Annotated in this window: 22 protein-coding genes and 1 pseudogene; 17 read left to right on the forward strand and 6 right to left on the reverse strand. The window is 72.4% G+C overall.

The window, feature by feature from the left end; genetic code table 11:
- Positions 1-62: 62 nt before the first annotated feature.
- The 11 genes and pseudogenes from G3I78_RS01830 (at position 63) to G3I78_RS01875 (ending at position 12,308) form a co-directional block, all read left to right on the forward strand.
- Entirely contained in the window at positions 63-1,313 is a 1,251-nt protein-coding gene (locus tag G3I78_RS01830; RefSeq protein ID WP_343243627.1) for an ATP-grasp domain-containing protein, read from the forward strand.
- Positions 1,310-2,137 (forward strand): DUF364 domain-containing protein, encoded by an 828-nt coding sequence (locus G3I78_RS01835; protein WP_164420928.1) that lies wholly within the window; start codon positions 1,310-1,312, stop codon positions 2,135-2,137. The genes G3I78_RS01830 and G3I78_RS01835 overlap by 4 nt, the downstream gene beginning before the upstream one ends.
- The gene (locus G3I78_RS01840) at positions 2,134-3,207 is read left to right on the forward strand and encodes a PLP-dependent cysteine synthase family protein (RefSeq protein ID WP_164420929.1); all 1,074 of its coding nucleotides are present in this window, start codon (positions 2,134-2,136) and stop codon (positions 3,205-3,207) included. The genes G3I78_RS01835 and G3I78_RS01840 overlap by 4 nt, the downstream gene beginning before the upstream one ends.
- Positions 3,204-4,259: a dipeptide epimerase gene (locus tag G3I78_RS01845; RefSeq protein WP_164420930.1), complete on the forward strand. Its 1,056-nt coding sequence runs from the start codon at positions 3,204-3,206 to the stop codon at positions 4,257-4,259. The genes G3I78_RS01840 and G3I78_RS01845 overlap by 4 nt, the downstream gene beginning before the upstream one ends.
- A complete protein-coding gene (locus G3I78_RS01850; RefSeq protein WP_164420931.1) occupies positions 4,243-5,481 on the forward strand; it encodes an MFS transporter in 1,239 nt (412 codons plus the stop codon). The genes G3I78_RS01845 and G3I78_RS01850 overlap by 17 nt, the downstream gene beginning before the upstream one ends.
- A gap of 107 nt (positions 5,482-5,588) precedes the next feature.
- Positions 5,589-6,392, forward strand: coding sequence for a class I SAM-dependent methyltransferase (locus G3I78_RS01855; protein WP_164420932.1), 804 nt, complete (start codon positions 5,589-5,591; stop codon positions 6,390-6,392).
- A 15-nt stretch (positions 6,393-6,407) separates the two neighbouring features.
- A complete protein-coding gene (locus tag G3I78_RS01860; RefSeq protein ID WP_164420933.1) occupies positions 6,408-7,973 on the forward strand; it encodes an ABC transporter substrate-binding protein in 1,566 nt (521 codons plus the stop codon).
- Positions 7,970-8,923 (forward strand): ABC transporter permease, encoded by a 954-nt coding sequence (locus G3I78_RS01865; RefSeq protein ID WP_164420934.1) that lies wholly within the window; start codon positions 7,970-7,972, stop codon positions 8,921-8,923. The genes G3I78_RS01860 and G3I78_RS01865 overlap by 4 nt, the downstream gene beginning before the upstream one ends.
- Positions 8,920-9,696 (forward strand): annotated as a pseudogene (locus G3I78_RS52755) (ABC transporter permease); the annotation flags it as partial. The gene G3I78_RS01865 and the pseudogene G3I78_RS52755, both read left to right, overlap by 4 nt.
- An 87-nt stretch (positions 9,697-9,783) precedes the next feature.
- Positions 9,784-11,262, forward strand: coding sequence for an ATP-binding cassette domain-containing protein (locus tag G3I78_RS01870; protein WP_239157609.1), 1,479 nt, complete (start codon positions 9,784-9,786; stop codon positions 11,260-11,262).
- 14 nt (positions 11,263-11,276) lie between these two features.
- Complete coding sequence (locus tag G3I78_RS01875; protein WP_164420935.1) at positions 11,277-12,308, forward strand: ABC transporter substrate-binding protein; 1,032 nt, start codon at positions 11,277-11,279, stop codon at positions 12,306-12,308.
- A gap of 160 nt (positions 12,309-12,468) precedes the next feature.
- Here G3I78_RS01875 and G3I78_RS01880 read toward each other — a convergent pair whose 3' ends face one another.
- Both G3I78_RS01880 and G3I78_RS01885 read right to left on the reverse strand, forming a co-directional pair.
- A complete protein-coding gene (locus G3I78_RS01880; RefSeq protein WP_164420936.1) occupies positions 12,469-13,917 on the reverse strand; it encodes a HAMP domain-containing sensor histidine kinase in 1,449 nt (482 codons plus the stop codon).
- Positions 13,914-14,603 carry a response regulator transcription factor gene (locus tag G3I78_RS01885; RefSeq protein WP_343243628.1) on the reverse strand — a complete coding sequence of 230 codons (690 nt, stop codon included), beginning with the start codon at positions 14,601-14,603 and terminating at the stop codon, positions 13,914-13,916. Before G3I78_RS01885 ends, G3I78_RS01880 begins: the two co-directional genes overlap by 4 nt.
- Positions 14,604-14,751: 148 nt before the next feature.
- On the opposite strand from G3I78_RS01885, the gene G3I78_RS01890 reads away from it, so the two are divergent.
- From G3I78_RS01890 to G3I78_RS01900, 3 genes are read left to right on the forward strand one after another with little or no spacing between them, the layout of a single operon-like run.
- Positions 14,752-16,092 (forward strand): ferredoxin reductase family protein, encoded by a 1,341-nt coding sequence (locus tag G3I78_RS01890; protein ID WP_164420937.1) that lies wholly within the window; start codon positions 14,752-14,754, stop codon positions 16,090-16,092.
- Between the two features lie 10 nt (positions 16,093-16,102).
- A complete protein-coding gene (locus G3I78_RS01895) occupies positions 16,103-16,825 on the forward strand; it encodes an FMN-binding protein (protein WP_164420938.1) in 723 nt (240 codons plus the stop codon).
- A gap of 7 nt (positions 16,826-16,832) precedes the next feature.
- Entirely contained in the window at positions 16,833-17,564 is a 732-nt protein-coding gene (locus G3I78_RS01900; protein WP_164420939.1) for an FAD:protein FMN transferase, read from the forward strand.
- Between the two features lie 67 nt (positions 17,565-17,631).
- Here the strand turns inward: G3I78_RS01900 and G3I78_RS01905 are convergent, their stop codons facing one another.
- The gene (locus tag G3I78_RS01905) at positions 17,632-19,701 is read right to left on the reverse strand and encodes a glycosyltransferase family 39 protein (RefSeq protein ID WP_164420940.1); all 2,070 of its coding nucleotides are present in this window, start codon (positions 19,699-19,701) and stop codon (positions 17,632-17,634) included.
- Positions 19,698-20,558, reverse strand: coding sequence for a dolichyl-phosphate beta-glucosyltransferase (locus G3I78_RS01910; RefSeq protein WP_164420941.1), 861 nt, complete (start codon positions 20,556-20,558; stop codon positions 19,698-19,700). Before G3I78_RS01910 ends, G3I78_RS01905 begins: the two co-directional genes overlap by 4 nt.
- Before the next feature lie 190 nt (positions 20,559-20,748).
- On the opposite strand from G3I78_RS01910, the gene G3I78_RS01915 reads away from it, so the two are divergent.
- Genes G3I78_RS01915 through G3I78_RS01925 form a run of 3 tightly spaced genes read left to right on the forward strand, consistent with a single transcriptional unit; the run spans position 20,749 to position 23,293 of the window.
- Positions 20,749-21,924 (forward strand): ABC transporter ATP-binding protein, encoded by a 1,176-nt coding sequence (locus G3I78_RS01915; protein ID WP_164420942.1) that lies wholly within the window; start codon positions 20,749-20,751, stop codon positions 21,922-21,924.
- Entirely contained in the window at positions 21,921-22,628 is a 708-nt protein-coding gene (locus G3I78_RS01920) for an ABC transporter permease subunit (protein WP_164420943.1), read from the forward strand. The genes G3I78_RS01915 and G3I78_RS01920 overlap by 4 nt, the downstream gene beginning before the upstream one ends.
- Positions 22,625-23,293 (forward strand): ABC transporter permease, encoded by a 669-nt coding sequence (locus tag G3I78_RS01925; protein WP_164420944.1) that lies wholly within the window; start codon positions 22,625-22,627, stop codon positions 23,291-23,293. Before G3I78_RS01920 ends, G3I78_RS01925 begins: the two co-directional genes overlap by 4 nt.
- A 67-nt stretch (positions 23,294-23,360) precedes the next feature.
- Here G3I78_RS01925 and G3I78_RS01930 read toward each other — a convergent pair whose 3' ends face one another.
- Positions 23,361-23,963: an ATP/GTP-binding protein gene (locus tag G3I78_RS01930; protein WP_164420945.1), complete on the reverse strand. Its 603-nt coding sequence runs from the start codon at positions 23,961-23,963 to the stop codon at positions 23,361-23,363.
- Positions 23,950-24,366: a DUF742 domain-containing protein gene (locus tag G3I78_RS01935; protein WP_164420946.1), complete on the reverse strand. Its 417-nt coding sequence runs from the start codon at positions 24,364-24,366 to the stop codon at positions 23,950-23,952. The genes G3I78_RS01930 and G3I78_RS01935 overlap by 14 nt, the downstream gene beginning before the upstream one ends.
- Between the last annotated feature and the right edge of the window lie 13 nt (positions 24,367-24,379).

Raw genomic sequence — 24,379 nt, forward strand, 5'->3', positions numbered from 1 at the left:
CCCGCCCGAGGGTCTGTCCGGGCTGCCCTGACGCCTGAACCAACCGCACGAAAAGGGGAGTTGTGGCTCATCTGCTGATGGTCGAGAGCTGGGTCGGATCGATGAGCAGGCTGCTGCCACGGGCGGTCCGGGAGGGCGGACACGAGTTCACCTTCCTCACCCGCGACCTGCACCACTACCTCCGCTCGGCGCCCGAGGGAGCGGCCCACCCGCTGCTCGGCGCCCGCAACGTGATCACCGCCGACACCAACGACACCGAGTCCCTGCTGCCGCGGGTGGAGCGGCTGCACTCGGTGCTGCGCTTCGACGGCGTGCTCACCTCCTGCGACTACTACCTGCCGACGGTGGCCCGGATCGCCGGACACCTCGGCCTGCCGGGACCGGGCCCCGAGGCCGTCGAGAACGCCTGCCGCAAGGACGCCACCCGCCGCGTCCTCGCCGACGCCGGACTGCCCGGACCGCGATTCGCCCTGCACCGGGAGTGGCCCGAACTCGCCCGCGCGGCACGGGAGATCGGCTACCCGCTCGTCGTCAAGCCCGTCGACCTGTGCGCCGGGATGTATGTGCGGCGCGTCGACGACGAGGGCCAACTCGCGGACGCGGTCCAGGCCCTGGCCGCCTTCCCGGTCAACGCCCGCGGCCAGCGCCGCGAACCCGTCGTCCTGCTCGAAGAGCTCCTGGACGGCCCCGAGGTGAGCGTGGAGACCGTGTCGCACGCCGGGGCGGTGCACGTGGTCGGCGTGACCGACAAGAGCATCGGCGGGGCGCCCGCCTTCATCGAGACCGGCCACATGTTCCCGGCCGCCCTCACCACTGCCGACACCGAGGCCGCCGAACAGACCGCCCTGGGCGCGCTCAAGGCCCTCGGCCTGACCGAAGGGGTGGTCGCGCACACCGAGATCAAGCTGACCTCCGCGGGCCCCCGCGTGGTCGAGGTCAACCCCCGCCCCGCCGGAAACCGCATCACCGAACTCGTCCGCCACGTCACCGGCGTCGACCTCGCCGCCGCCTTCGTCGACGTCACCCTCGGCCACGCCCCCGACCTGCGCCGCACCGACACCGGCCTGCGCAGCGCCGCCATCGGCTTCCTGGTGCCGGAGTACCCGGGCACCCTCGAAGCGCAGGGGCAACTCCAGGACGGCGAGGGCGTGTTGGAACTCCAGCTCACCGAACCCGGCAAGACGGTCAAGGCCGCCGGCAGCAACAACGAGTACCTGGGCCACGTCATGGCGGGCGACCCCGAAGGGCTCGGCGCCCGCGACCGCGTGGAGGCCCTGCTGGGCGAACTGCGGTCGGGGCTGGTCGTCCGATGACCACATCCGTCTTCCCGGCCTACGACGACCCCCTCGACCGGGCCCGCACGGGCGCCCTCGGCCCCGACCCGGCGGCGCTCCGGATCTCCGTCGCCTTCACCACCCGCCAGGCCGTGCGCCACGAAGGACGCGGGACCGGCTACCGCAACGAGGTGCTCAGTCTGCGGCTCGGCGCGGCCGTCGGCTCGTGCGCGGTCGAGCCCGGAGAGCTGCCGGACAGCGCGGTCGAGGACTGCGCGGGCGCCGACCTGGCCCGGCTCCTGGAGCATCCGTCGGCGCCGGTGCGGGTGGCCGCGCTCGACGCGTACCTGGCCCACGTCACCCCGCACACCCCGGACCACGGCGCGGAGCCGGTCCCGCTGGCCGCCGGTTCCTCCCTGGAGAAGTCACGGGCCCGCGCGAAGGCCGTCGTCGAACTGCTCGACCTGCCCGCCGGGGCCACGGTCCTCGTGGTCGGAGTCGTCAACTCCCTTCTGGAAGAGCTGCGTTCACGCGGGCTCGGCTATGTCCCCTGCGATCTCAAGGGCGGCACGACCGAGTGGGGTGAGCCCGTCGCCGCCGACGCGCTCACCGCCGCCGAACACTGCGACGCACTGCTCGTCTCCGGCATGACCCTCGGCAACGGCACCTTCGAACCGCTGCGCCTGCACGCACAACGCCACGGCAAGCAGCTCGTGATGTTCGCCCAGACCGGCAGCGCCGTCCTGCCCCGCTTCCTCGGACACGGAGTGAGCGCGGTGTGCGCGGAGCCGTACCCCTTCTTCTGGCTCGACGGCGGCCCCGGGACCCTCCACCGCTACCGCCACCGAGGAGACGGCCGATGACCACGACCGCCGTACGTCCCCCGGCCGCCCGCCCGGAACTCCTCGCCCTGCTCGGCGGCACCCCGCTCGTCCGGGTCACCGCCGACCTGCCCGGCGCCCACCCCGGCTTCTGGGCCAAGCTCGAAGGGCTCGCGGCCGGCGGCATGAAGGCCCGGGCGGCCGTGTCCATGCTGCTCGGCGCCCGCGAGCGCGGCCAACTGCTGCCCGGCGCCCCCGTGGTGGAGTCCACCTCGGGCACCCTCGGCATCGGCCTCGCCTTCGCCGGCCAGGCGCTCGGTCATCCGATCGTGCTGGTCGGCGACAGCGAACTGGAGCCGTCTGTACGGCAGTTGCTGCGCGCCCACGGAGCCCGCCTGGAACTCGTCGACCGCCCCGCCCTCCAGGGCGGCTGGCAGGCGGCCCGCCTCGCCCGGCTCACGGACCTGCTCGCCGAACTGCCCGGCGCCTACTGGCCCGACCAGTACAACAACCCCGACAACACCGCCGGATACGCCTCCCTCGCCGCCGAACTCACCACCCAGCTCGACCACTTGGACATCCTGGTGTGCAGCGTCGGCACCGGCGGCCACAGCGCGGGCGTCATCGGCCCGCTGCGCCGCCACTGGCCCGCCCTGCGGCTCATCGGCGTCGACGCCACCGGCTCCACCATCTTCGGCCAGCCCGCCCGACCCCGGGTGATGCGCGGCCTCGGCAGCAGCATCCATCCGCGCAACGTGGCCTACGACGCCTTCGACGAGGTCCACTGGGTCGGCCCCGCCGAGGCCGTCGACAGCTGCCGGGGCCTGGCCCGCGGCTCCTTCGTCAGCGGCGGCTGGAGCACCGGGGCCGCCGCCCGGGTCGCCGCCTGGGCCGCCCGGGTCCACCCCGGCGCGGTCGTCGCCACCGTCTTCCCCGACGGCCCCCACCGCTACCTCGGCACCGTCTACGACGACGACTTCACCACCGCCCACGGCCTCGACCCGCACACCGCGGCGACCCGGCCCGTCGAGATACCGCACCCCTACGCGGCCGAGGCCACCGGCTGGGTGCGCTGCACGAGGGTCACCGATCCCCTGAGAGGCGCCCAGTGAAGACCCGTCTGCGCACCGTACGGCTCGACCTCGCCGAGCCGCTGCGCATCTCCCGCTCCACCATGACCGCCCGCGAGGCCGTCTGGCTGACCGTCGAACACCAGGGCCTGTCCGGCCACGGCGAGGCCGTCAGCAGCGTGTACTACGGCCTCGACGCGGACACCCTCGTACGGCTCCTGTCAGCCGTGGACCTCGGCCGGTACGGCGACCCGGAGAGCGCTCTGGAAGCCCTGGGAGAAGGGCGGTTGGCGCCCGCGAAGTCCGTACCGCCCGCCGTCACCGCCGCCGTGGAGTCCGCGCTCCTCGACCTCGCCGGCAAGCGCGCCGGCCTCCCCGTCCACCGCCTCCTCGGCATCCCCGAACCGCCGGTCGCCGAGACCGCCCGCACCATCGGCATCACCTCGCCGTCGCACGCAGCAGCCGAGGCCCGGCGTCTCGTCGCAAGCGGCTTCCGGGTCATCAAGGTCAAGGCGGGCACCCCCGACCCCGAGGACGACGTGGAGCGGGTGCGTGTCGTCCGCGACGCCGCCCCCGGCGCCCGGCTGCTCCTCGACCCCAACGGGGCCTGGACCGTACGGCAGGCCGAGGCGCTGCTGCCCCGGTTCGCCGACCTAGGTGTCGAGGCCGTCGAACAGCCCCTCGCCCCCGGCGACCTGGAAGCCCTCGGCGCCCTCGCCGAGCGCTCGCCCCTGCCCGTCATCGCCGACGAGGACGCGGTGAGCCCCGACGACGTCCGCCGCCTGGCCGGACGGGTGCACGGCGTCAACGTCAAGCTCGCCAAGTGCGGCGGGGTCCGGGCCGCCCTGCGCATCGCCGAGTCGATCGACGGCAGCGGCACCGAGCTGATGCTCGGCTGCCTCACCGCCAGCACCCTCGGGCTCGCCCCCGCCGTCCACCTCGCCGGCCGCGCCCGCTGGACCGACCTCGACGGACATCTGCTGCTCGCCCGCGACCCGTGGTCCGGCATCGGCGGCGCCGACGGTGTCGTACGCCCAAGTGGCCTGCCCGGACTCGGTGTCGAGGAGGTGGTGGCGCGTGCGGACGTGGCGTGAGATGCGGCGCTTCCCGGTCGCCGTGCGGCTGCTGCTGGTCAACCAGCTCGGTGTGAACACCGGTTTCTATCTCCTCGTCCCCTATCTCGCCGTCCATCTCACCGACAACCTGGGCATGTCGGCGGCCGTCGTCGGGATCGTCCTCGGGGTGCGCAACCTCAGCCAGCAGGGGCTGTTCATCATCGGCGGGTCCGCCTCCGACCGGCTCGGGGCGCGGGGCGTCATCATCGCCGGATGCGCCCTGCGGACCGTCGGCTTCGGGCTGTTCGCGCTCGGCGACGGGCTGGCCGTGCTGCTCGCCGCGTCGGTGCTCAGCGGGCTCGCGGGGGCCCTGTTCAACCCGGCCGTGCGGGCCTATCTCGCGCAGGAGGCGGGGGAGCGCAGGGCGGAGGCGTTCGCGCTGTTCAACGTCTTCGCGACCACCGGCGCGCTGATCGGGCCGCTGCTGGGCAGCGCCCTGCTCCTCGTCGACTTCCGCACGTCCGCGCTCACCGCCGCCGGTATCTTCGCGGTCCTCACCGTGGCGCAGGCCCTGGTGCTGCCGGCGCGGAAGGTCGAGCCGAGCAAGGGGTCCGTCCTCGCGGACTGGCGGGAGGTCGTCGGCAACCGGGCCTTCGTGGCGTTCGCCCTCGCCATGGTCGGCATGTTCACCCTGGAGAACCAGCTCTACCTGCTCCTGCCCGACGGGGCCCGGCGGGCCACCGGGTGGGAGGGGGCGGCCGGACTGGTCTTCGTCGTCGGCACGCTCACCAACCTGGCCTTCCAGCTGCGGATCACGCGGGCACTCAAGTCCGTGGGCAGCAGGGCGCGTTGGATCGCGGCCGGGCTCGCCCTGATGGGCCTCGCCTTTCTGCCGCCGATGCTCGTCGCCGGGACCGGCGGACCGCTCGCCGTCGTCGCCGTACTGCTCGGCACGCTCCTGCTCTACCTCGGGGTCATGGTCGCCTCGCCCTTCGTCATGGAGCTGATCCCCGGGTTCGGCCGCCCCGAGCTGACCGGCACGTACTTCGGGATCTTCTACGTCGTCTCCGGCATCGCGGCCGCGGCGGGCAACACCGTCGTCGGCTGGGCCATGGACACGGGGGACCGACTGCCCTGGCTGTGCTGCGCCCTGTTCGGACTGGCCTCAGCGGGCGGCGTGACCTGGCTGCACCGGCGCGGGGTGCTGCCGGGGAGCACGGAGTCCGGCGCGGTTCCGGCCCGGGAGAGGAGCACGGCGTGAGGTTCCCTGCGATCGACGGTGAGCTTGGGGCGGGGGGTTCGGGTGGTGCGGGGCTCGGTGTGGGCGTGTCCGCGGGCGATGCCGGTCCGCGCGGAGAGGCGCATGGCATGAGCGTCCCCGCCGTCCCCGCCCGTAACCTCCTCACCGACAACCCCGCCCTCTACGAAGCCCGCTTCCCCGACCCCGGGCGGCTCGCCGGGCGCTGGGTCGAGGACTGTCTGTGTCGGCACGGTGCCGGGGTGCGGGTGCTCGACATGGGGTGTGGTACCGGGCGCGACGCCGCTCACCTGCACCGGGCCGGCCGTACCGTCACCGGGGCCGATCTGTCCGAGGCGATGCTCGCGCACGCCCGGTCGCACCACCCCGGGCCCCTGTACGTCCACGCCGACCTGCACGGCTTCGACTTCGGCCGTGCCGCGTTCGACGCGGTCGTCTGCCTGGACAGCGCCCTGCTGTACTGCCACACCAACGCCCAGCTCGACGCCTTCCTGGCCTCCTGCCGCCGCGCCCTCGTCCCGGGCGGGCTGCTGGTCGCGGAGATGCGCAACGGCGCGTACTTCCTGGGCCGCACCGACCTCCTCGACACCGAGACCGTCAACAGGTTCGTGTGGCAGGGCGTCGAGCACCGCTCCACGACCCTGCTGTACGTCGACCGCGCGGCCCAACTCCTGCGCCGTACCCGCGTATGGACCTCCGACGACGGATCGCCGCCCGTCGAACAGCGGTCCGCCTGGCGGCTGTTGTTCCCGCAGGAGCTGCGGCACCTGCTCGCCGCCCACGGCTTCGAGGTGCTCGAACTCCACGACGGGCCCGGCCCGCGCACCGAACCGGCCTGGAGCGAGGGCGACTTGCCCGCCGCGACGGCCGACGGTGACCGCCTCCACCTCGTCGCCCGCCCGCTCACCCACTGACTCGAAGGACCAGCCATGCACGACGAACGCTTCTCCGGCCTGCGCCGGCGCGGATTCCTCGCCGCCACCTCGGGCGCCGCCGCGCTCGCCCTCGTGGGCTGCGGCGGCACCGACGACGACCGGGCGTCCGCCGGGGACGGCACCCCGAAGCGGGGCGGACGACTGCGTGCCGCGTTCGCCGGAGGCGGGGCCAGTGAGACCCTGGACCCGCACCTCGCGAACCTGTTCGCCGACGTCGCCCGCGCCAAGGCCCTCTACGACAAGCTCGCCGACTACGGCGCCGACCTGTCCGCCCGGCCCCGGCTCGCCGCCGAGTGGGAGCCCAACAGGACCCTCGACCGCTGGCAGGTCACCCTGCGCGAGGCCGTCTTCCACGACGGCAGCCCGGTCACCGCCGCCGACGTCCTGCACAGCTACCGCCGGATCACCGACCCGGACCAGGCGTTCCGCGCCAAGGCGTCCCTGGACCCCATCGACCTCGACGCCAGCCGGGCCACCGGACAGCGGACCGTAGAGTTCGTCCTCAAGCGGCCCACCGCCGAATTCCCCAACGTCCTGGCCGCGTTCGGGGCGTACATCGTCCCCGAGGGCGCCAAGGACTTCGACCGGAACCCGATCGGCTCCGGGCCCTTCCGGCTCGTCTCCTTCGCCCCCGGCCGCTCCGCCGTCTTCCGCCGCTTCGACGACCACTGGGACGGCGCCCCGCACCTCGACGAGCTCGAACTCCTCGTCGCCAACGAGGAGTCGGCCCGCGTCAACGCCCTGCTCGGCGGCCAGATCGAGTACGCCCACGAGCTGGGCCCCACCACCGCCCGCGCCCACGAGGGCAAGGGCCAGATCGAGATCGTCCGGCTGCGCGGCAGCGCCATGCAGGCGTTCTGCATGAAGACCGACCGCGCCCCCTTCGACGACAAGCGGGTGCGCGAGGCGTTCTTCCTCATCGCCGACCGGCAGGAACTCGTCGACGGCGCCCTGTCCGGCGCGGGCGTGGTCGGCAACGACCTCTTCGGCAAGGGCTACGAGTACTACGCCGACAGCCTCCCGCAGCGCACCCAGGACCTCGACAGGGCCCGCGCCCTGCTCAAGCAGGCAGGTGCCGAGAACCTCAGGGTCACCCTGGACACCTCGGCCGTCGCCGCCGGATTCACCGAGGCCGCCGGCATCTTCCGCGACCAGGCGGCCGAGGCGGGCGTCACGATCGACGTCAAGATGGGCAGCAAGGACTCCTACTGGAGCGACATCCTCGACAACGGCACCCTGTGCTGCTACCGCTCCGGCGCCATGCCCATCGAGGCGCACTTCTCCCAGCGCCTGCTCACGGACTCCACCACCAACGCCACCAAATGGCGGCACAAGGACTTCGACGCCCTGTACCAGCAGGCCCAGTCCACCCGCGACAAGACCGAACGGGCCGCCGTCTACGAGCGGATGCAGCGCCGTCTGTACGCCGAGGGCGGCTTCGTCGTCTGGGGGTTCGCCGACTGGATCATCGGAACGTCCCGCGATGTGAGGGGAGTTGAGACCGAGGCGCCCGCCAACACCCTCGACTGGGCCCGCTTCGACAAGGTCTGGCTCGCGTGAGCGGACTCCGTGGCTTCGTCGTCCGGCGGCTGGTCCTCGGTGCCGTGCAGACCGCGGCCGTGGTGCTGCTGGTCTTCGCGCTCACCGAGGCGCTGCCGGGCGACGCGGCGGTGGCCCTCGCGGGCGACCAGCCCGACCCGGCGCGCATCGCCGCGATCCGGGCGGCCATGCACCTGGACCGGCCGGCGTACGAGCGGCTCGCCGACTGGGCCTTCGGCCTGGCGCACGGCGACTTCGGCACCTCCCTGACCTCCGGGCGGCCCGTCGGCGACTACATCACCGACGGCTTCGGCCCGACCCTGCTGCTGGCCGCGCTCACTCTGACCCTGCTGATCCCGCTCGGCCTCGGCCTCGGCGTCCTCGCCGCCCGCCACGAGGGACGGCTCGTCGACCGGCTGGTCAGCTCGGTGACGCTCGCCGTGTACGCGGTACCCGAATTCGCCCTCGGCGTCCTGCTGGTGACGGTGTTCGCGCTGAGGCTGGCCTGGCTGCCACCGACCGCCGTGGGCTACGGCACCGACCTGCTCGGCCACCCGGCCGCACTCGTCCTCCCCGTGCTCGTCCTCCTCTGCCGTCCGGTGTGCTCCCTGTCCCGCCTGGTCCGCGCGGGCATGGGCGACGCCCTCGCCGCCCCCTGCACGGCCCACGCCCGCCGCTACGGCGTCCCCGGCGCCCGGGTCCGCTACGCCCACGCCCTGCCCAACGCGCTCGCCCCTGCGGTGCAGCAACTCGCCCGTACCGTCGACTGGTTGCTGTGCGGGGTCATCGTCGTGGAGGCGCTCTTCGTGATCCCGGGCCTCGGCACGGTCCTGCTCGACGCGGTCGCCGAACGGGACGTCCCGGTGGTGCAGGGGCTGGCCGTGGTGTTCGGCGCGCTGACCGTCGTACTGAATCTGGGGGCCGACGTGGTGGCGTACCGGCTGACGCCTCGGGCGGGGGTGGCGGCATGACCGGGTCCGTACGGTCCCTTCGGCCAGGTCGCCGGTTCGGCTGGGGCCTCGTGATCATCGTCGTCCCGCTGCTCCTCGCCCTCCTCGGCCCCTTCTTCGCCGGTGAACCCGGGCCCCGTGGCGTCTCGTTCACGCTCGGCGGCGGGCATCCGCTCGGTACCGACTTCGTGGGCCGGGACGTGTGGCGGCAGGTGCTGCTCGGCGGCCGTACCGTCGTCGTGACCGCGCTCGCCGCGACCGCCCTCGCCTATCTGGTCGCGGTGCCGGTCGGGCTCGTCGCCGCGCTGACGTCGGTGCGGCGGCTGGAGGACGTGCTGATGCGGCCGCTGGACGTGCTGCTCGCCGTGCCGTCGCTGCTGCTGATCCTGCTCGTGGCGTCCGTGTTCTCGCCGGGGGCGGTGGGGGTCGCACTGCTGGTGGCGCTGGTGAACGTGCCGGACGCGGCGCGGATCGTGCGGGCGGCCGCGGGGGAGGTGGCGGCGCGGCCCGCCGTGGAGGCGCTGCGGATGCAGGGGGAGTCGTGGTGGTGGATCGGGGGCGGGTATGTGCTGCGGTCGACTGTGCGGACGGTGGGGGCGGACGCGGGGGTGCGGTTGACGGGGGTGCTGTATCTGGTGTCCACGGCCGCGTTCCTGGGGGTGGGGGTTTCGCCCGACGCGGCGGACTGGGCCGTGATGGTGGACCGGAACCGGACGGGGTTGGCGGTGCAGCCCTGGGCTGTGGTGGTGCCCGCGGTGCTGATCGTGGGGTTGACCACGGGGGTGAATCTGCTCTTCGACTCCTTGAGTGCGCCCAAGGAGGCGCCGGGGAGGGGCGTGGGGCGGGTGCGTCGTGGCTTGTCGCGCCCCGCGGCGGAGCCGCTGACGGATGCGGTCCCGCGCCCCCGAGAGGGCGCTGTTGCCGAACTTCTCGGGCTGCGGGTCGAGATCGGTGGCCGTGCCGTCGTCGACGGGGTGGATCTGCGGGTGCGGCCCGGGAAGGTGACCGCGCTCATCGGGGCCTCCGGCAGCGGGAAGACCACCACCGGGCTCGCGCTGCTCGGGGAGTTCCCGGCCGGCGCAGACGTCAGCGGCGACCTGCGGCTGCCTGCCGGCGGGCTCGTCGGGTACGTCCCGCAGCACCCCGGCGCCGTGCTCAACCCCGCCCGCAGGATCAGCGCCCTTCTCCACGACATCGCCCGGCCCCAGGTCCGTCACCTGTCCCGCGCCCAGCGGCGTACGGCCGCTCGCGCCCGTGTTCTCGACGCGCTCGCGCAGGCCCAACTCCCCGATGCCGAAGCCCTCTTGCGGCGCTATCCGCATCAGCTCTCCGGCGGTCAGCAGCAGCGGGTCGTGCTCGCTCAGGCACTGCTCCTCGGGGCCCGTGTCGTCGTCGCCGACGAACCGACCACCGGGCAGGACCCGGAGACGAAGGAGCGGATCGTCGAGCAGTTGGCGGCGGTCGCGGCGCGCGGGATCGCCGTCGTACTGCTCAGCCATGATCTCGACGTGGTGCGGGCGCTCGCCGACGACGTTCTGGTCATGCGGGCGGGGCGGGTGGTGGAGTCCGGGCCGCCGGAGCGGCTGTGGCGGGCGCCCCGGCACGAGTGGACCCGGCGCCTGCTGGACGAACAGGGGGCGGTCGCACCGGGCGAAGGACGGGGTCGACCTCTGCTGGAGGCAAGGGAGTTGAACGCCGTGCACGGCCGGGTCACCGTGCTGCGGGCGGCCCGTCTCACCCTCAACTCCGGTGAGTGCCTGGCCGTGGTGGGACGGTCCGGCAGCGGCAAGACCACCCTCGCCCGCTGTCTCGCCGGGCTCCACCGGCATCACGACGGTGCCGTCCTTCTCGACGGCACGCCGCTGCCCCGCAGTGTGCGGGACCGCGACCGGGCCCAACTCGCCGCCGTGCAGTACGTGTTCCAGGACGCCCGGGCCGCCTTCGACGAGCACCGGGCCGTACTGGACCAGGTGGCCCGTACCGCCGTACGGCTGCGTGGGATCGGTGCGCCGGCCGCCAGGGAGGAGGCGTCGGACGTGCTCGCCCGGCTCGGGCTGCCGGACGATCTGGCGCGCCGGGTGCCCGGGGCGCTCTCCGGCGGTGAGCTCCAACGGGCCGCGCTCGCCCGTGCCCTGCTCGCCCACCCGCGCGTCCTGATCTGCGACGAGATCACCTCGGGCCTCGACACCGTCACCCGGCGCGACCTCCTCGACCTGCTGGCCGGACTGCTCGGCGAGCGCGGCGGGCTGTCGCTCGTGCTGGTCACGCACGATCCCGGCACCGCGCGGCTCGCGCACCGCACCGTGGTCGTGGCGGACGGGGAACTTGTCGGAGAAGGAGTTGACGTTCGGGTTACTTAGGTTAGGCTACCCTTATGTCTGTGTCGGTTCCCGTCAGTCCGTCCGGACTCTCCCGTCGGCGTCTGTTCGCCGCGGGCGGCGCCCTCGCCTTCGGCGGTCTGCTGTCGGCGTGTTCCGAAGGCGAGGGCGGTTCGGGAAAGAGCGGTGGCGGCGCCTGGTCCTTCCAGGACGACCGCGGGCGCACGGTCACCGCCGACCGCAGGCCCGAGCGGCTCGTCGCGTTCGTCAGCACCGCCGCCGCGCTGCACGACTACGGCGTGGAATGCGTCGGAGTCTTCGGCCCCAGCGAGCCGATCGAGGGCAGGCGCAACCCGCAGGCCGGCGATCTGGACGTCACGAAGCTGACCAGTCTGGGCACCGACTGGGGCCAGTTCAACATCGAGAAGTACGCGGCCCTCAAGCCCGACCTGCTGATCAGCAACATGTTCCCGGCCCCCGACCTCTGGTACGTCCCCGAGCGGAGCGTCGAGAAGATCGAGGCCCTCGCGCCCACCGCCGGCATCAGCGTCGCCCACGCCTCCCTCCTCGCACCGCTCCGGCGCACCGCCGCACTCGCCCGGTCCCTCGGCGCCGATCTCGGGACCGCGAAGGTCACCGAGGCCAAGGCCCGCTTCGACAGGGCGGTCGCCACCCTGCGTACGGCCGCCCGCGCCCACCAGGGCCTCAAGGTGATGGCGATGTCCGGGGACGCCGACAACATGTACGTCGGCGTCCCCGGCTCCTACTGCGACCTCGCCTTCTTCAAGGACCTAGGCATCGACTTCGTCGAGGGGCGCAAGAGCGACGAGTGGGGGTTCTGGGAGACCCTCGGCTGGGAGAACGCCGACAAGTACCACGCCGATCTCATCCTGGTCGACAACCGCTCCAACGCGATGACCGCGGACCAGCTCGCCGAGAAGTCCACCTGGAACCGGCTGCCCGCCGTCGAGGCCGGACAGACCGCACCCTGGTCGATGGAGGAGCGCTACAGCTACGCCGGGTACGCGCCCGTCCTGGAGCGACTCGCCGCCGCCGTACGGAAGTCGAGGCGGCTCGGCGGGGCGTAGGGCCTGGTGCGAATGCCGCGTCCGCCGGCGTCACGAGGTGGTGCCGCCCGCAGCCGCTTCCTGAGGCGGACAGCACCACCGATCCGGTGCCCCACGCCCCCAGACGGTACTCCCCGGTGACCATGGCCCACGGGCGATCGCCCGCATCGGACCGCTCACCTCACGGCCGCGTCAGACTCAGCGGCAGCGACACCGTGAACTCCGTCGAGCCGGGCTCGCTGGTCAGCTCGATCGTGCCGCCGTGCGCCCGGACCAGCGACACCGCCACCGCGAGGCCGAGACCACTGCCGCCCCGGTCCCGGCTGCGGGCCTTGTCGACGCGGTAGAAGCGGTCGAAGACCCGCTCCTGGTCGGCGGCCGGGATACCGGGCCCCGCGTCCGCGATCCGCACCTGCGCCCGGCCGTCCCGGATCCGGACCGCGGCCGAGACCTCGGTGCCGGGCGGGGTGTGCATGGCCGCGTTGGTGAGGAGGTTGTCCAGGACCTGGCGGACGCGCTGCGGGTCGAGGCGCAGCTTCAGGGCCTGCGGACCGGGTGCCACCGTCAGCGGATGGTCCGGGTGGCTCGCCCGGAACGCGTCGGCCGCGTGCTCCACCAGCTCGACCAGGTCCACCTCGACGGGGCGCAGCGGTGCCTCCACCTCCGCCGCGTCCAGGCGGGCGAGCAGCAGCAGGTCGTCCAGCAGGAAGCCCATCCGGGCGGCCTCGGCGCGCAGCCGGGCCAGGTGCTTGTCGCGCTCCTCGGGGGCGTTGGCGGCGGCGTACTGGAAGAGGTCCGCGTAGCCCCGTACCGACATCAGGGGCGTGCGCAGCTCGTGCGAGGCGTCCGCGACGAACCGGCGCAACCGCTGCTCGGCCTCCGCGCGGACCGCGAGCGAGTGGTCGATGTGCTCCAGCATGGTGTTGAACGCCGTCCGCAGCTCCTCGACCTCGGGCCCGCCGCCCCGCTTGTCGGCGCGCAGCGGCAGCCGGGCCGCCGACTCGGTCAGGTCGTGCGAGGCGATGCCGTGCGCGGTGTGCGCCATGTCGCTCAGCGGCTGGAGCCCGCGCCGCAGGAGCTTCCGGCCGACCAGCACGAGCGCCAGCAGGGCCAGCCCGAACGCGATCACCTGGACCGTGATCAGCCGCCGTACGGTGTCGTCCATGTCGTCCATCGGGGCGGCGCTGACCAGGACCACCCCCGGCTCGACCTCGCAGGCCCGCAGCCGGTAGTCGCCGACGCCCTTCAGATGCTCGGTGCGCAGCAGTTCCGTGTGCGCGGCGGTCTGTGCCCCGGCCAGCGTGGTGAAGTCGTCGACGTCCGCCGGGAGGTCGGCCGGGTCCTCGGGCTTGCGCAGCTGCGGGGTGCCGTCCGAGACGTCGTACACGGCGTAGAACCAGCTGTAGTACTTCTTGCCCGAGAGCGTGCCGTAGTCCGCGATGCTCTTGGACTGGGCGATCTGGGCCTGCGCCAGCTGGGTGTCGAGCTGGGCCGACAGATAGTCGCGCATGTACGTGGTCAGCGCGGTGCCCACCACCGCGAACACCACCAGGGCGAGCGCCCCGAGCCCCAGCGCCATCCGGGTCCCGAGCCGCATCCGCTTGTACGCCGACCGCACGCGCCGGATCATTCGGCCGCCTGCCGGATGACGTACCCGAAGCCCCGCACGGTGTGGATCAGCGGCTCGCCCGTGTCGTCCAGCTTGCGGCGCAGCCGGCTGACGACCAGCTCGACTACGTTGGAGCGGCCGCCGAAGCCGTACTCCCACACGTGGTCGAGGATCTGCGCCTTGGTGAGCACGGTCGGCGACCTGCGCATCAGATAGCGCAGCACCTCGTACTCGGTCGGGGTGAGGGTGAGCAGCTTCTCGCCGCGGCGCACCTCGCGGGTGTCCTCGTCCATGGTGAGGTCCGCGACCCTGAGCACCGAGCGCTGGAAGCCGGGCCCGGCGCTGCGCCGCAGCACGGTCCGCAGCCGGGCCATCAGCTCCTCCACCGCGAACGGCTTGACCAGGTAGTCGTCGCCGCCCCGGGTCAGCCCGGCCACCCGGTCGGCGACCGCGTCCCGGGCGGTGAGGAACACCACCGGCACCATCGTGCCCGAGCGGCGCAGCCGGTCCAGGACGCCGAAGCCGTCGATGTCGGGCAGCATCAGGTCGAGCACCACGATGTCCGGGTGGAACTCGGCGGCGCGGCTCAGCGCCTCCTCGCCGGAGTTCGCGGTGACCGCCTCCCAGCCCTCGTAGCGGGCGACCGTCGCCACGAGATCGGCGATCGGCGGGTCGTCGTCCACGACGAGGAGTCGAACTTTTTCCACCTGCTCATAGTGCTTCACGGCAGGCCGAAAGCGGTCGCGGGGTGAGCCCTCAGGACACATCGATAAGCTCTTGAAAGTTGTACGACAGTAAAACGACAGCTCCCGCCGGAGAAGCTCGTAGCCCAGGCCCCGATCAAGGAGCTAGTCCGTGACGACCGTCCAATCGCCCCCTGCGCCCCCCACGGCGATAAAACGCCCCAGGGTGGTGGCCCGCACCGGGCTGTACGCCGTGCTGGCCGCCAACGCGGCCGTGGTCGCCTTCTTCTTCGCCCAGGCGGGATTCGCCTCCAACGCGCTCATCGTGCTCGGCCGCCTCACCGGCCTGTACGCCGCGCTCGTGATGGCCTTCCAGCTGGTCCTGGTGGCCCGCCTGCCCTGGCTCGACCGCCGGATCGGCATGGACCGGCTGACGTCCTGGCACCGCTGGACCGGCTTCGCCCTGCTGTGGACGCTGCTCGGGCACGCCGTCTTCATCGCCTTCGGCTACGCCGAGGGCACCGACGTCGGCCCGGTCGGCGAGATCGTCGACCTCGCCGAGACCACCGAGGGCGTGCTCCGCGCGGTCGTCGCGTTCTTCCTGATCCTCCTGGTCGGCGCGGTCTCCGCGCGCTACGCCCGGCGCCGCCTCGCGTACGAGACCTGGCACTTCATCCACCTGTACACGTACGTCGCCGTGGTGCTGGCCTTCACCCACCAGGTCGCCGTCGGCACCACCTTCGCCTCCTCGTCCGTCGCCACCGCCTACTGGTACTGCCTCTGGGGCGTCGCGCTCGGCTCGGTCGTCCTGGGCCGCGCGGTGCTCCCGCTGTGGCGCAACTGGCGCCACCAGTTCCGGGTCACCGCCGTCGTCCCCGAGAGCGACAACGTGGTGTCGATCTACATCAGCGGCAAGGACCTCGACCAACTCCCTGCCCGCGCGGGCCAGTTCTTCCTGTGGCGGTTCCTGACCGCCGACCGCTGGTGGCAGGCCAACCCCTTCTCCCTCTCCGCCGCCCCCGACGGCAGGACGCTGCGGCTGACCGCCAAGGCGGCAGGCGAGGGCAGCGCGGCCCTGCGGCACGTCAAGGTCGGCACCCGCGTCTTCGCCGAGGGCCCCTACGGCGCCTTCACCGCCCTGCACCGCACCCGCGCCGAGTCCGTCCTCATCGCCGGCGGTGTCGGCGTCACCCCGATCCGGGCGCTCCTGGAGGAGATCGAGGGGCACACCGTCGTCATCTACCGGGTCGGCTCCGACCGGGACGCCGTCCTCTACGACGAGCTGCGCGACCTCGCGATCACCAAGGGCGCCGAGCTCCACCTGGTCACCGGACCGCCGGTGCCCGACAAGCTGGCGGCGGGCGAGCTGGCCCGGCTGGTGCCGGACATCGCCGAGCGGGACGTCTTCCTGTGCGGACCGCCCCCGATGATGAACGCCGTGCTGGGCAGCCTGCGCGAGCTGGACGTGCCCAAGGCGCAGACCCACTTCGAGCGCTTCAGCCTGGCTGGATGAGGAAGACACCGTGAAACGAGCCATACCTGTCGTCGTCCTGAGCATCGCGGGCCTGGTGCCCGTGTGGCTGTACCAGCCCTCGGCCGGCTCCTCCACCGTCCAGACGACCACCCCGGCGTCTACGTCGACGTCCTCCTCTTCCTCGTCCTCCGGGTCCTCCGGCTCGAACGTCGTCACGAGTTCGACGATCGACACGGAGAAGGGCCCGGTCCAGCTCCAGGTGACCTTCGACGGCACGAAGATCACCGCCGTGAAGATGCTCCAGCAGCCGAACCACCCGCAGACGACGGCCGCCGTGCCGAAGCTGATCGCGGAGACGCTTGAGGCGCAGAGCGCGGACATCGACACGGTGTCCGGCGCGACCATCACCAGCGAGGCCTACAAGAAGTCCCTCCAGGCCACGATCGACGAGAACGCGAAGGCGGCGGCGGCATCGCCTTCGGCATCGGCGTCGGCGTCGGCCACCGAGGAGTCGTCCAAGACCGTCGACGGCACCGCGATCGACACCGAGAAGGGCACCGTCCAGGTCCAGGTGACCTTCGAGGGCGACAAGATCAGCGCCGTCCAGATGCTCCAGCAGCCGAACCACCCGCAGACGACCGCGGCCGTGCCGAAGCTGATCGCGGAGACGCTTGAGGCGCAGAGCGCGGACATCGACACCGTGTCCGGCGCGACGATCACCAGCGAGGCCTACAAGGAGTCCCTCCAGGCCGCGATCGACGCGAAGGGCTGACCCCCGGATGCACCGCGTCGAACACGTCATGAGCTTCCCGGTCTCGCTCCGGGTCGACGACGAGCACGTCCCCGAGTCCGCGGCGGACGCGGTCTTCGCGTGGCTGCGCGAGGCCGACGCCCGGTTCAGCCCGTTCAAGGAGGACAGCGAGGTCTCGCGGTACGACCGCGGCGAGCTGTCCGCCGAGGAGCTGAGCGCGGACCTGCGCGAGATCCTCGCCCTGTGCGAGCACTACCGGCAGGCCACCGGCGGCGCCTTCGACGTACGGCCGCCCGGGCGCCGTCTCGACCCCTGCGCGGTGGTCAAGGGCTGGTCGGTGCAGCGCGCGGCGGAACTGCTCGCCTCGGCGGGCGCGACGCGGTTCGTCCTCAACGCCGGCGGTGACGTGGTCACCGCCGGCGGCCCCTGGCGGGTGGGCGTACGCCACCCCGAGCACGCCGACAAGCTGTGCACGGTGCTCTCCCTCACCGACGGCGCGGTGGCGACCTCCGCCCGCTACGAACGCGGCGACCACATCCTCGACGCCCGCACCGGCCGCCCGGCTACCGGCCTGCTGAGCCTGACGGTCGTGGCCCCCACCCTCACCGAGGCCGACTCGGTCGCCACCGCGGCCTTCGCGCTCGGCCCCGAGGGCGTCGACTGGGCCGCCTCCCTGGACGGCTGCGAGGTCTTCGCGGTGGACGCCGAGCGGCGGGTGCTGCGTACGCCGGGCTTTCCCGCGGCTCCCGCGGCCGCCTGACCGGACGACGACGAGGGCGGGCCGCCGGTGTGTTCACCGGCGGCCCGCCCTCTGTGCCGCGTGGGTGTCAGCTGACGTCGGAGGCGTCCAGGCGGTAGAGACCGCTGTAGGCGCTCACCGCGGTGCCGTTCTTCTTGACCCAGGTGGAGATCTCGGAGTTCGTGCTCTGGCCGCCGTCGCTGCTGACGACGATGTAGTGCAGCTTGCCGGACTTCACGAGGGCCTTCAGCTTGGCGAGGGTCATGGCGTTGTCGGAGCCGGACCAGCCGCCCATGGAGATCACCGGCTGACCGGACTCCAGGATGATCGAGGAGGCGGTCTGGTCGGTGGCGACCGCGACGAGCCAGGTGGCGCCGTCCTGGTTCTTCTTCAGGTACGTGATCATCGCGGAGGAGACCTGGGAGCCGCCGCCCATGCCTCCGGCGGTACGCCCGGACCTCGACTCACCGGTGCTTCCCGTACCCGACGGGGGCTCACCCGTCGACTGCGTACCGGAGTCGGTGGAACCGCTCGTGGAGCCCTTCGTCCCGCTGGTGCTGCTGGTGCCGCCCGGCCCACCGCTGCCGCTCGGACGCTGGCCCCCGCCGCCGCCCATGCCCCCGCCCATCCCACCGGTGCTCGGACCGGCCGTCGGGTTGGTGCCGTTCGTGCTGGAGGTCGCCGCCGAGGCCGAGTACGCGGCCGGACCGGCGAGCAGGGCGACGACCGCGGCGAGTGCCGCGATGCCCGTGAGCCGCTGCCGCTTGGTGAACCGGCCGAGCAGCAGCCCGGTCACCGCGACGGCACCGGCGACCCCGGCCACCACCTCGGCGACCGTGTACACCGTGCCCGAGCCGGAGACCCGCTGGAGCAGGACGACCGCCCACACCGTGCTCACGGCGATCGCGGCCGGCAGCACCCAGGCCCACTTCGCCGCCGCGCCTTCCTTGAAGGCCTGGTACAGCTGCACCCCGCCGATACCGGCCAGGGCCGCGATGCCCGGGGCCATGGCGGTGACGTAGTACGGGTGGAACGTGCCCTCGGCGAGTGCGAAGGTCAGGTAGTGCAGGACGAACCAGCCGCCCCACAGCAGCAGCGCCGCCCGCTTGGCGTCCGTGCGGGGAGCCCGGCCGCGCAGCACCAGGCCGCCGATCAGCGCGACGAGCGCGAAGGGGATCAGCCAGGAGATCTGGCCGCCCATGATGCTGTTGAACATCCGGTACAGGCCCGCCTCGCCGCCGAAGCTCGCGCCGTTGCCCTGCGAGCCCACCGAGGAACTCGCCCCGAAGATCCGGCCGAAGCCGTTGTAGCCGATGACGAGGTCCCACACCGTGTTGTCGGTGGAGCCGCCGATGTAGGGGCGGGAGGAGGCCGGGATCAGGTCGACGACCACCATCCACCAGGCGCTGGAGACGACCAGCGCGACGGTGGCGACCGCGAGGTTGCGGATCCGCCGGCCCAGCCCGGTCCGCGCGGCCCAGAGGTAGACCAGGAAGAACGCGGGCAGGACGACGTACGCCTGCATCATCTTCGTGTTGAACGCGAAGCCGATCGCGACCCCCGACCACACCAGCGGCATCAGCCGCCCGGTGCGCACGGCCTTCATCAGCGTGGCCGCGCCGAGCAGCATCAGGAAGACCAGGACCGGGTCGGGGTTGGTGTCCCGGGTGATGGCGACCGTGATCGGCGTCAGCGTGAGCGCCAGCGCGGCGATGGTGCCCGCCACCGCGCCGAAGTCCCGCTTCACCATGCGGTACAGCAGGGCCACCGAACCGGTGCCGACCGCGACCATCGGCAGCAGCAACTGCCAGGTGCCGTAGCCGAATACGCGCGCCGACAGGCCCATCACCCAGAGCGCGAAGGGCGGTTTGTCGACGGTGATGAAGCTGCCGGAGTCCAGCGCGCCGAAGAAGAACGCCTTCCAGCTCTTGGTGCCGGAGTACACGGCCGCGTCGTAGAAGGTGTTGCCGGTGACGGAGGACAGATTCCAGGCGTACAGGGCGACGGCCAGCACCAGGATCGCCCAGAGCGCGGGACGGGCCCAGCGGGGGTCGTCGGAGGAACCGGTCAGCAGCCTCCTGGCCCGGGAGACCGGCGGGGCCGAGGCCCGGTGCCGGCCCTCCTGGACCGGTGCGGGAGGCGGGGCGAGGGTCGTCATGACGCGTACTCCAGGTGCTTGAGGGAGGCGTTCGCCCCGGTGGCGGGGACTGCGGGGGACGTGCGGGCGGCCGGCACCCGTGAGGTGCGGATCCGCCGGGGTACGGCGACCCGGGTACGGCCGGTCACGGTGGCGCGGAGCATCCGGCGCATGCCCCTCAGGTCGTCGAGGGCGGTGCGGACGATGTCGACCCGGCTGTCGGGGTCGTCGACCCAGTCGACCGGCACCTCGTGGATGCGCAGCCCGTTGCGCTGGGCCAGGACGAGCAGTTCGGTGTCGAAGAACCAGGCGGTGTCCTCGATGTGCGGGGCCAGCGCCCGGAACACCTCGGTGCGCACGGCCTTGAAGCCGCACTGCGCGTCCGAGAAGCGGGCCGCGAGCCCGAGTTTCAGCAGCCGGTTGTAGGAGCGCGAGACGAACTCCCGCTTGGGGCCCCGGACCACGTCGGCCTGCCGGTGCAGCCGGCTGCCGATCGCGAGGTCGCTGTGGCCGGAAAGCAGCGGTGCGACCAGGGGCAGGAAGCCCTCAAGACCGGTGGACAGATCGACGTCCATATAGGCGACGACATCCGCCGTGGAGGCGCTCCACACCTCCTTGAGCGCGCGGCCCCGGCCCTTGGCCGGCAGGTGCACCGCGTGCACATGGGGCAGCCGGAGCGTCAGCTCCGTCGCCTCGTGCCAGGTGGCGTCGGTGCTCGCGTTGTCCGCGACCGTGATGCGGAACGGGAACGGGAAGGACTCTTCGAAGTATGCGTGGAGACGGCCGACACTGCCGGCGAGGACGTGCGCCTCGTTGTACACCGGCACCACGATCTCGACCGACCGGCGCCGGACGCCTCCCGCGTTCGTTTCGTTCATGGCAGCGACGATCCGGGCCCTGTCTGGGGGATCCCTGAGCGGCTTCTGAGGGAGGAGTGAGAATCAGCGGACTCACAGGAAGCGCACAGTGGAGCCCTGTCGGAATGCCAGGAAGCGGCCGGTGAAGAGCCGTAATACAAGCGGTCTAGACTCTGCCGGACAGCCCCACACCCGAAGGGTATTCGGCGCTTTGATACGGATAGATTCAGTCACCAAGCGGTACCCGGACGGCACGGTGGCGGTGGACCGGCTCTCGCTGGAGATACCCGACCGCTCGATCACCGTCCTCGTCGGGCCCTCGGGCTGCGGCAAGACGACGACCCTGCGCATGATCAACCGGATGGTCGAGCCCAGCGAGGGCACCATCCTCATCGACGGCAAGGACAGCAGGCAGCAGTCGGTCAACACCCTGCGCCGGTCCATGGGTTACGTCATCCAGAACGCCGGGCTCTTCCAGCACCGCACGATCGTCGACAACATCGCGACCGTGCCCCGGATGCTGGGCTGGGGCAAGGACAAGGCCCGTGCCCGGGCACGGGAGTTGATGGACCGGGTCGGGCTCGACGGCTCGCTCGCCAAGCGGTACCCCTATCAGCTCTCCGGCGGCCAGCAGCAGCGCGTCGGGGTCGCGCGGGCGCTCGCCGCCGACCCGCCGGTGCTGCTGATGGACGAGCCCTTCTCGGCCGTAGACCCGGTCGTGCGCAAGGGGCTTCAAGACGAACTCCTGCGCATCCAGGAGGAGTTGGGCAAGACCATCGTCTTCGTCACGCATGACATCGACGAGGCCGTCAAGCTCGGCACCATGGTCGCCGTGATGCGCACCGGCGGCAAGCTCGCCCAGTACGCCCCGCCCGCCGAGCTGCTGTCCGACCCCGCCGACGCGTTCGTCGAGGACTTCCTCGGCACCGACCGGGGCATCCGGCGGCTCTCCTTCTTCTCCTCCGCCGGACTCAGGCTGCTCACCGCACCGGTGGTCGCGGTCGACGCCACCGCCGAGCAGATCGCGGGCCGGGCCACCGCCGACGCCCCCTACCTCCTGGTGACCGACGTGGCGGGCCGGCCCCTCGGGTGGAGCGAACCGGGGCACCTGACCGCCGGAAGCGTCGACACCGGACAACTCCTGCCGTACGGAAGGCCGTTCACCGCCGGTACCGACTCGCTGCGGGCCGCGCTCGACTGCGCGGTACTCTCGCCCACCGGGTGGGCCGTCGGGGTCGACGCCGACGGGCGGGTGGCCGGGGTGGTCTCCCAGCAGGCCATCGGCGAGGCGATCCGCGGGGCCCACGCGGAGGGCCGCACGGACTCGACGGCAAAGGAGTCGACAGCCACGGACTCCCCGGCCACCGACTCCAAGGCCGCCGGATGAACGGCTTCTTCGACATCCCCAGCGACCTCCAGCACAGCTGGCTGGGCCTGGTCGGCCTGCACCTGAGGGAGGCCCTGCTGCCGGTCCTCGCCGGGCTGGTGATCGCCCTGCCGCTGTCCCAGCTGTGCGTGCGCTTCCGGTGGCTGTACCCGCCGGTGCTGTGGGTGACGACCGTGCTGTACGCCATCCCGTCGCTGGCCTTCTTCGTGGTCCTCATCGACTACACCGGCCAGACCGAACTCACGGTGATGATCCCGCTCACCGTCTACACCCTGGTCATCCTGGTCCCGGCGATCGTCGACGGCGTCCGCTCGGTGCCGCAGGAGACCCTCGCGGCGGCCACCGCGATGGGCTTCGGGGCCGTACGCCGTTACGTCCAGGTCCAGTTGCCGATCGCCGTGCCCGCCATCATCGCGGGGCTCCGGGTCGCCACCGTGTCCAGCATCAGCCTGGTCAGCGTCGGCGCCCTCATCGGCAACCAGGGCGCGCTGGGCAACCTGCTCAACGACGCCACCGTCTACAACCGGCCCGAACTCGCCTGGAACGCCGTGCTCACCATGGCCGTCCTGGCGCTCCTCGTCGACGGTCTGCTGGTCGCCCTGCGGCTGCTGCTGACGCCCTGGATGCCGCGCCGGGCGCAGTCGAAACCGAAGGCGGGCCGGCCCGACCCGGCCGCCCTCGCCCTGGAGGACACGGCCCGGTGAACATCCTCAACTTCATCAACAACTTCTTCAGCGACAGCGCCCACTGGCAGGGCTACGACGGCATCCCCACGCGCGTCGGCGAGCACATCCAGTACACCCTGGAGGCGCTCGCCCTGGCCGCCGTGATCGGGCTGCCGGTCGGCCTGGTCACCGGGCACTACGGGCGCGGCGGCAACGCGCTCTCCCTGATCGCGACCGCGGGGCGGGCGCTGCCCACCTTCGGTCTGCTGGTGCTGATGACCCTGTCCCTCGGGTTCGGGCTCGTGAACGTGATGATCCCGCTGGTCGTCCTCGCCGTGCCGCCGATCCTCGTCACCACCTACGAGGCGATGCGCTCGGTCGACCCGTCCCCGGTGGACGCCGCGCGGGGCATGGGGATGCACGAGGCGGAGATCCTGCTCAGGGTCGAACTCCCGGTGGCCCTGCCGCTGATCCTCGGCGGGCTGCGCTCGGCGGCCATCCAGATCGTCTCCACCGCGACCATCGCGGCGTACGTCTCGCTCGGCGGACTCGGCCGGTACATCGTCGACGGCCTCTACCAGCGCAACTACGAGAAGGTCGTCGGCGGCGCCACCCTGGTCGCCCTGATGGCGCTCGCGACGCTCGCGGTGTTCTGGGGGATCACCCGGCTCACCGTGTCGCGCGGGGTGCTCAGGAGCAACTAGCCGAAGGGCCGGGGGAGTTCCCCCGGCCCTTCGGTCCCGCCTCTGATTCTCGGCTCGCGGTCCGCCGTCAGCCCTGGGTGCGGGCCAGCGCCTGTTCCAGCACCACCAGCAGCGCGTCGCGCACCGAACCCCGCTCCCGCGCGTCGAAGACGAGCACCGGCACGCGTTCGTTGACGTCGAGCGCCCAGCGGACCTCGTCCATGGTGTGCTCGACCTTGCCGTCGAAGGCGTTCACGGCCACCGCGAACGGGATCTGCTTGTGCTCGAAGTAGTCGACCGCGGCGTAGCAGTCGTCGAGGCGCCGGGTGTCGACGATGACCAGGCCGCCGAGCGCGCCCTCGACGATGTCGTCCCACATGAACCCGAACCGCTCCTGCCCGGGCGTGCCGAACAGGTAGAGCTTCAGGGTCGGATCGACGGTGATGCAGCCGAAGTCCATCGCGACCGTGGTCGTGGTCTTGCGCGGGGTGTGGCTGAGGTCGTCCACACCGGCGGCGACCTCGGTGATGGCGGCCTCGGTGGTCAGCGGCTCGATCTCGGAGATCGAGCCGACCGCGGTGGTCTTGCCCACCCCGAAACCGCCCGCGATCACCATCTTGACCGGCAGCGGCGGTCGTACGGCGGCGGACTGCGCGGCCGAGGGCCGGGTGGCCGGTTCAGTCGGTGTCACGGAGTACCCCTCGGGAGTCGGGGATGGCGCGCAGGCCGTCGATCAGCCTGCGCAGGACGGAGGCGTCGTGGGTGACGCCGGAGTCGGGCACGTGCACCGTCAGCTGCCCCGCCGTGCGCAGGTCCTCGGCGAGGATGCGCACCACGTTCAGATGCAGCCGCAGCCGGGCCGCGAGCTCCGCGATGGACTGCGGGATCCGGCAGGCGGCGACGATGTCGTGCTGTTCGAAGGCGAGCCGGTCGAGCACCGCGAGCCCGGCGGCGGTGGCCACCACCTGGGTCTCGACGGGCATCGTCCGGCCCGAGGGGTCGGGCGCCACCCGGCCGGCGGTGACCAGGAACGGCCGTACGGCGGGCACGGGACCACCCGGATCGGCGCCCGGGGGCGTACTGCCGTCGGCCATGACTGCGCTTCCT

The sequence above is a fragment of the Streptomyces sp. SID13726 genome (assembly GCF_010548375.1).
GTDB lineage: Bacteria > Actinomycetota > Actinomycetes > Streptomycetales > Streptomycetaceae > Streptomyces.

What these genes read in the sequence shown, in the direction of transcription:
- G3I78_RS01835 (WP_164420928.1), top strand. Translation starts at nt 1,310, where the DNA reads ATGACCACATCCGTCTTCCCGGCCTACGACGACCCCCTCGACCGGGCC.
- G3I78_RS01840 (WP_164420929.1), top strand. Translation starts at nt 2,134, where the DNA reads ATGACCACGACCGCCGTACGTCCCCCGGCCGCCCGCCCGGAACTCCTC.
- G3I78_RS01855 (WP_164420932.1), top strand. Translation starts at nt 5,589, where the DNA reads ATGAGCGTCCCCGCCGTCCCCGCCCGTAACCTCCTCACCGACAACCCC.
- G3I78_RS01860 (WP_164420933.1), top strand. Translation starts at nt 6,408, where the DNA reads ATGCACGACGAACGCTTCTCCGGCCTGCGCCGGCGCGGATTCCTCGCC.
- G3I78_RS01875 (WP_164420935.1), top strand. Translation starts at nt 11,277, where the DNA reads ATGTCTGTGTCGGTTCCCGTCAGTCCGTCCGGACTCTCCCGTCGGCGT.
- G3I78_RS01880 (WP_164420936.1), bottom strand. Translation starts at nt 13,917, where the DNA reads ATGATCCGGCGCGTGCGGTCGGCGTACAAGCGGATGCGGCTCGGGACC.
- G3I78_RS01900 (WP_164420939.1), top strand. Translation starts at nt 16,833, where the DNA reads ATGCACCGCGTCGAACACGTCATGAGCTTCCCGGTCTCGCTCCGGGTC.
- G3I78_RS01905 (WP_164420940.1), bottom strand. Translation starts at nt 19,701, where the DNA reads ATGACGACCCTCGCCCCGCCTCCCGCACCGGTCCAGGAGGGCCGGCAC.
- G3I78_RS01910 (WP_164420941.1), bottom strand. Translation starts at nt 20,558, where the DNA reads ATGAACGAAACGAACGCGGGAGGCGTCCGGCGCCGGTCGGTCGAGATC.
- G3I78_RS01920 (WP_164420943.1), top strand. Translation starts at nt 21,921, where the DNA reads ATGAACGGCTTCTTCGACATCCCCAGCGACCTCCAGCACAGCTGGCTG.
- G3I78_RS01935 (WP_164420946.1), bottom strand. Translation starts at nt 24,366, where the DNA reads ATGGCCGACGGCAGTACGCCCCCGGGCGCCGATCCGGGTGGTCCCGTG.